The sequence below is a fragment of the Cupriavidus sp. 8B genome (assembly GCF_054589115.1).
The window spans coordinates 6,786-13,077 of sequence record NZ_BAAILO010000189.1; the positions used below are offsets into that span (position 1 = coordinate 6,786).

Consider the following 6,292-nt stretch of genomic DNA (forward strand, 5'->3'; position numbering starts at 1 on the left):
CCCAGGGCAGGGCGTCCAGCGGCAGGCGGTAGCCCATCGGCGAATCGCCGGGCAGCAGGTACATGCGGTCGTCGCGGAAGAACCACGGCCCGCTGATCCAGCGGTGGGCGGCCAGCGCCGGGCCGTCTTCCTCGCCGGTGCGGCGCAGCGGCAGCACGTAGCCGGTGGGCCGCGCCAGGCCGCCATCGAACACGCGGCGCAGGCGCATGCGCTCCATCTCGTCGTCGAGCCGTGCTTCCAGCGGGTCGACGTTGACCGGCAGGCGGCGCTCGCGCCAGAGGTAATACCAGGTGTCCTCATAGCCGGCCTGCACAAAGCCGGGGTTCAGCCCGAGGCGGGTGGCCAGGCTATCGAGGAAGCGCCGCGCGTCGGCCTCGGTATAGTCGGCCGGCTCGCGCTCGTCGGCGAACAGCGACGGGTCCTGCCAGCAGGGCTGGCCATCGGCGCGCCAGCAGATCGACAGGGCCCAGCGCGGCAGTTGCTCGCCCGGGTACCACTTGCCCTGGCCGAAGTGCAGGAAGCCGCCCTCGCCGTAGCGCGCGCGCAGTTTATGCACCAGTTCGGTGGCATAGGCGCGCTTGGTGGTGCCGAGCGCATCAGTGTTCCATTCCGCGCCATCTCGATCCTTGACCGCGACAAAGGTCGGCTCGCCGCCCATGGTCAGGCGCACATCCTGCGCGTTGAGCTGGAGGTCGACCTCGGCGCCCACGGCCGCCACCGCCTGCCACTGCGCCTCGGTATAGGGCTTGGTCACGCGCGGCGATTCATAGATGCGGGTGATCGACATCTCGTGGTGGAAGGTCACCTCGCTCTCGTCGACCGCGCCGCTGACCGGCGCCGCGCTGCCCGGCTCGGGCGTGCATGCCACCGGGATATGGCCCTCGCCGGCCAGCAGGCCGGAGGTGGGGTCAAGCCCGATCCAGCCCGCGCCGGGCAGGTAGACCTCGCACCACGCATGCAGGTCGGTGAAGTCCACCTCGGTGCCGCTGGGGCCGTCGATGGATTTCACGTCGGGCGCCAGTTGCAGCAGGTAGCCGGACACGAAGCGCGCGGCCAGCCCCAGGTGGCGCAGCGTCTGCACCAGCAGCCAGCCGGAATCCCGGCAGGAGCCCGCGCCGGTCTCAAGAGTCTGCTCCGGCGTCTGCACGCCCGGCTCCATGCGGATCAGGTAGCGGATGTCCTCTTGCAGGCGCTGGTTCAGCGCCACCAGGAAATCGCTCGTGGTCTGCTTGTTGCGCGGAATGCTCTCCACGAAGGCGGCAAAGCGCGGCGTCGGCTCGCCCTTGACCATGTAGGGCGCCAGCTCGTACGCCAGGCCGGGCTCGTAGGTGAAGGGAAAATTCTCGGCGTAGGGCTCGAGGAAGAAGTCGAAGGGGTTGTAGACCGCCATCTCGACCACCAGGTCGACGGTGATCTTGAACTCGGTGGTCGGCTCGGGGATCACCAGCCGGGCGAGGTAGTTGGCGAACGGGTCCTGCTGCCAGTTCACGAAGTGCTGCTCGGGCTCGATGCGCAGCGAATACGAAAGGATCGGCGTGCGGCAGTGCGGGGCAGGACGGAGCCTGACCACCTGCGGCGAAAGCTTCACGGGCCGGTCGTACCGGTAGTGGGTGACATGGTTCAGTGCGACGTGTGTTGCCACTAGTGCCTCCCATTGGCGCAGGTTTCGTGTTGTTGTCTCAAGCAAGAGTTGTACCGCCCCCGGCTGCACACACAGCATGCGCGGCGTACGCCTGGGCAGCGGCCCCTCCATGGCATCATGCTCAGGCTACCGCAGCATTACATCGCGCCAGCCTGTTTTGCCTTCAGTCCCTGCTCTATCAGTGAGCGCAGCTTGGCCAGCGCCCCCGGGTCACCGTGCGCGGCGGCGCGCGCGTACCAGATCTTGGCCTGCTCGATGTCCTTCTCGACCACGCCGGGCTCGCCACGCTCGTAATAGCTGGCGACGATGTACTGGGCACCGCCGTCGCCCGCCGTGGCGGCGCGCGTGTACCACTCGAAGGCCTTGCCATAGTCCCGCGCGAGGCCCCGCCCGGTGAAGTAGTTGGTCGCCAGTTCCACCTGCGCCTGCACATGGCCGCCTTCGGCAGCGCGGCGGTACCACTGGTTGGCGGACTCCAGCGAGCGCGGCACCAGTTCGCCATGCTCGTACAGCTCACCAAAGGTGAACTGGGCCTGCGTCATGTCGTTCTCGGCCGCGCGGTGCAGCCAGATCAGCGCCTCCTCCTGGCGCACCGGCGTGCCCTCGCCGCGCAGCAGCATCATGGCGTAGTTGTATTGCGCGAGCCGGTTGCCCTGCTGGGCCGCCTTGGCAAAATCCCGCAAGGCCGAATCGAAGGCGCCGGCGTCGTAGGCGGTCACCGCCTGGCGCGTCAGTTCCTGCGCCGGTGCCGGGGGCTGGCGCGCGGCCTGGGCGTGCTGGGAGGCCAATAGGCACAGGGGAAGCAGAGCGGCAATAAAGAAGGCAGCGCGCAATCGAGAAGGAAAGCGGGAAGGAAAGAGACGGACAAGCGGCATGGCAGGCTCCAGGCAGGGCACGCGCTGACTCCAAGTGTACAAGTGTAGGACTCGAAAGTCGCCAGGTGCAGTCGGAAGCGGCCGGCCAAACCTTACGGTTGGCGCCACCAGTCCTGCGCCAGTTGCGTGGGCGCGGGTACGCTGCTGGGCAGCGCTTGCGCCTCGGCGAGCAAGGCTTCGGCCTGCACATGCAGCCGGGACAGGCACCGCGCCAGCACCCGCGCCTCCTCCGCATCCAGGCAGGCGGCCAGGCGGGCGTTGAAGGCCTGCGCCTGCGCAAAGGCAAGCTGGTAGACCGCTTCGCCCTCGTCGCTCAGCACGAACGCCGCCGCCCGCCGGTCCCGCTCGCGCGTGGCGCGCTGCACCAGCCCGCGCGCCATCAGCGCGTGCACGGCGCGGCTGGCGAGCACCTTGTCCAGCCCCGCGCTTTGCGCCAGCTCCGTCAGGCGCGTGCCCGGCTGCTCGCCGAGGAAGGCCAGCATGCGCCACTCGCGCCGGCTCACCCCGGCCGCGGCGCGCAGGTGATGCCCGCTGGCTTGCAGGGCGACGCGGGTCAGGTGATAGAGGCGGTAGTTGAGGAAATCCGCCAGCCGGGCGGGATGCTGCAGCGTTTGACCTGCGTCCCGCGCTGGCTCCCGCGCCTGCTCGCCCACTTCGCTGCCATTCATGCCGCACCCGCAAATTTAGTTGATTTTGTCAATTATATGGGTGGGTGTTAGCGTCTGTGCCGCTACATAAGAACCGGCGGGCCGCACGCAAAGCGCACCCGCCGGGGTACAGCCGGGCAGGATGAACCCAGGAACGAAACGCGCACATCGATGCGCGAAATCCTTCTTTGGCGCCCGCGGGCCGTATCGATAAATTGGCCGGCTTCCCGCCGCTGCCGAACCAACAGAACAGGAGAACCCGTGAAACCCGCCAAACTGCTGCGCGCGCTAGTCCCCACCCTCGCCACCATGACCACACTGGCCGCCATGTGCCTCGCCAGCGCGCCGGCCAGGGCCCAGAACGACCGCCCGCTGCGCATCCTGGTGGGCTACCCCGCCGGCGGCACCGCCGACCTGGCCGCCCGCCTGATCGGCGACAAGCTGCGCGAGGAACTCAAGCAAACCGTGGTCATTGAGAACAAGCCCGGCGCGGGTGGCCGCCTGGTCATGGACTATGCGCGCACCCTGCCCGCCGACGGCAACACGCTGGTGGTCGCCAACTCCGCGGTGATGACCATCGCCCCGCTGGTCTACCGCAAGCTGAACTACGACATCCAGCGCGACTTCGCGCCGGTGGCGCAAACCGCCAACTTCCAGCTGGCCCTGGCCACCGGCCCCGGCACGCCGGCCAGGACGCTCAAGGAATACATCGAGTGGCTCAAGGCCAGCCCTGCCAAGAACAATTCCTACGCCTCGCCGGCGCTAGGCAGCATTCCACACTTCTTTGGCTTGCTGATCGGCAAGCAGGTTGGCGTGGAGATGCTGCACGTGCCATTCAACGGCTCGGCACCGTTGATGAATGCGCTGGTGGGCGGGCAGGTGCCGGCCTCGGTCGATACGCTCGCCGATCTCACCGAGATGCATCGCGCGGGCAAGATCCGCGTACTGGCAAGCTCAGGGACGCAGCGCTCGGTGGCATTGCCGGATGTGCCCACGTTTACCGAGCTTGGCTATAAGGACATCGAAGGGCTGGGCCGGTACGGGTTCCTGGCGCCGGCCGGCGCGCCGAAGGCAACGATCGAGCGGCTGAATGCGGCGATCGTGCATGCGGTGCAGTCGGCGGATCTGAAGGAGCGGTTCCTGAAGCTGGGGCTGGAGCCGCAAACCGGGAGCGCGGAGCAGTTCGGGAAGGTGCTGGCGGCGGATGCCGGGCGGTGGGGGCCAGTGGTCAAGGCCTCTGGCTATACCGGAGATTGAAAGTATTCCGGCAAATTTCATAAAGATTATTCATTTCATGAATGCTATTTGATACATGGATGAAATCGTCATGAATCTTCGCTTAGTTATCTACTGAATTGATGACGATCAGGTCAGCGGCCTGACCGGCATCAACAAGACCATGTCCACACGAAACACCCTCTTCATCATGTGCGACCAGCTACGCCAGGACCACCTGGCCTGCTACGGCCACCCCACCCTGCGTACCAGGAACATCGACGCCCTCGCCGCGCGCGGCGTGCGCTTCACCAAGGCATTCGTCACCTCCGGCGTTTGCGGCCCGAGCCGCATGAGCTTCTACACCGGGCGCTACCCGAGCAGCCACGGCGCCACCTGGAACCGCGTGCCGCTATCCGTCGGCGAAGTGACGCTGGGCGAATACCTGAAGGACAGCCACCGTGCCCTGGCGCTGGCCGGCAAGACCCACGTCATGCCCGACAACGCCAACATGAAGCGCCTGCACCTCGACGGTGGCAGCGAGCTGGAAACGCTGCTCCGCAGCGGGCACTTTGTCGAAGTCGACCGCCACGACGGCCACCACGCCGAGCCGCACAGCGCCTACGCCGAGTGGCTGCGCAAGCAGGGCTACGACAGCGCGGACCCCTGGACGGACTACGTGATCAGCGCCGAGAACGCGCAAGGGGAGATCGTGTCGGGCTGGCAGATGCGCAATGCGGGCTTGCCGGCACGCGTGGCGGAACCGCATTCGGAGACGGCCTATACGGTGGGCCAGGCAATGCAGTACATCGCCGCGCGCGGCGATGATCCCTGGGTGCTGCACCTGTCGCTGGTCAAGCCGCACTGGCCCTATATGGCGCCTGCGCCCTACCACGCGGCTTACTCGCTGGACGACTGCCTACCGCTCAAGCGCCACGACGCCGAGCTGGACAACCCGCATCCGGTGCTCGACGCGTACCGCACGCAGGAAGAGTGCGCCAACTTCATGCGCAGCGAAGTCTCGGACACGGTGCGTCCCGCCTATCAAGGCCTGGTGCAGCAGATCGACGACCGGCTCGGCGAGCTGTGGGAACAACTGGAGCGCCTGGGCCGCTGGGAAGACACGCTGATCGTGTTCACGGCAGACCACGGCGACTTCCTGGGCGATCACTGGCTCGGCGAGAAGGAGCAGTTCTACGACACGGTGCAGAACATCCCACTGATTGTCTACGACCCCTCGCCCCAGGCCGACGCCACCCGCGGCAGCGCGGATGCGCGCATGGTCTCGGCCGTGGACGTGGTGCCGACGGTGCTGGACGCGCTGGGCCTGCCGCCGGCCGACCATCGCGTGGAAGGCCGCTCGCTGCTGGATCTCACGCGCGAGCGCGGCAATGGCCAGTGGCGGGACTTCGTGGTGTCGGAGCTGGACTACGCCTATCGCGGCGCGCGGATTGCGCTAGGCCGGCAACCGGGCGAGTGCCGGGCGTGGATGGTGCGCAATGCGCGCTGGAAGTATGTGCACTGGCAGGGTTTCCGCCCGCAGCTGTTCGACCTGGAACGCGACCCGGACGAGTTCTTCGACCTGGGCGAAGATGCCGGCCACGAAGCCATCCGCTCGGCGATGCGGCTGCACCTGCTGGAATGGTTTTGCATGCTCAAGCCGCGCACTACGGTTAGTCATGGGGAGGTGGTGGCCAAGACTAATGTTTATAAGCAGGCGGGGGTGTTTTTTGGGGTGTGGTGAGGGTAGGTGGAGGGGTGTGGACTGCAACTGCAACTGCAACTGCAAAAACAGCTTCAACTTCAACGGCTTAACTTCAAAAGCAACTGCAGTTTCACCTCCCCTTCGGGGAGGCGACCTACTTTTTTGTCTTGCCAAAAAAGTAGGCAAAAAAGGCGCGCCGGATGGGGCG

Annotated in this window: 5 protein-coding genes; 2 read left to right on the forward strand and 3 right to left on the reverse strand. The window is 66.7% G+C overall.

The genetic code is table 11. The annotated features are described in order from the left end of the window. The 3 genes from ACYP5B_RS18860 to ACYP5B_RS18870 all read right to left on the reverse strand — a co-directional run. On the reverse strand, positions 1–1,642 hold a 1,642-nt coding region (locus tag ACYP5B_RS18860), incomplete at its 3' end, for a transglutaminase family protein (RefSeq protein WP_459570714.1). Positions 1,643–1,779: 137 nt separating this feature from the next. Then, complete coding sequence (locus ACYP5B_RS18865; RefSeq protein ID WP_400103419.1) at positions 1,780–2,517, reverse strand: tetratricopeptide repeat protein; 738 nt, start codon at positions 2,515–2,517, stop codon at positions 1,780–1,782. Positions 2,518–2,609: 92 nt separating this feature from the next. After that, positions 2,610–3,185 (reverse strand): MarR family winged helix-turn-helix transcriptional regulator, encoded by a 576-nt coding sequence (locus ACYP5B_RS18870; protein WP_400103417.1) that lies wholly within the window; start codon positions 3,183–3,185, stop codon positions 2,610–2,612. A 288-nt stretch (positions 3,186–3,473) separates the two neighbouring features. On the opposite strand from ACYP5B_RS18870, the gene ACYP5B_RS18875 reads away from it, so the two are divergent. Further along, positions 3,474–4,421, forward strand: a complete 948-nt coding sequence (locus ACYP5B_RS18875; protein WP_459570717.1) for a Bug family tripartite tricarboxylate transporter substrate binding protein — start codon at positions 3,474–3,476, stop codon at positions 4,419–4,421. Positions 4,422–4,563: 142 nt separating this feature from the next. Beyond that, positions 4,564–6,123, forward strand: coding sequence for a sulfatase-like hydrolase/transferase (locus ACYP5B_RS18880; RefSeq protein WP_459570715.1), 1,560 nt, complete (start codon positions 4,564–4,566; stop codon positions 6,121–6,123). Positions 6,124–6,292 lie beyond the last annotated feature (169 nt).

Excerpts from the sequence above, each read along its gene's own strand:
- ACYP5B_RS18865 (WP_400103419.1), bottom strand. The coding sequence starts at position 2,517 with ATGCCGCTTGTCCGTCTCTTTCCTTCCCGCTTTCCTTCTCGATTGCGC.
- ACYP5B_RS18870 (WP_400103417.1), bottom strand. The coding sequence starts at position 3,185 with ATGAATGGCAGCGAAGTGGGCGAGCAGGCGCGGGAGCCAGCGCGGGAC.
- ACYP5B_RS18875 (WP_459570717.1), top strand. The coding sequence starts at position 3,474 with ATGACCACACTGGCCGCCATGTGCCTCGCCAGCGCGCCGGCCAGGGCC.
- ACYP5B_RS18880 (WP_459570715.1), top strand. The coding sequence starts at position 4,564 with ATGTCCACACGAAACACCCTCTTCATCATGTGCGACCAGCTACGCCAG.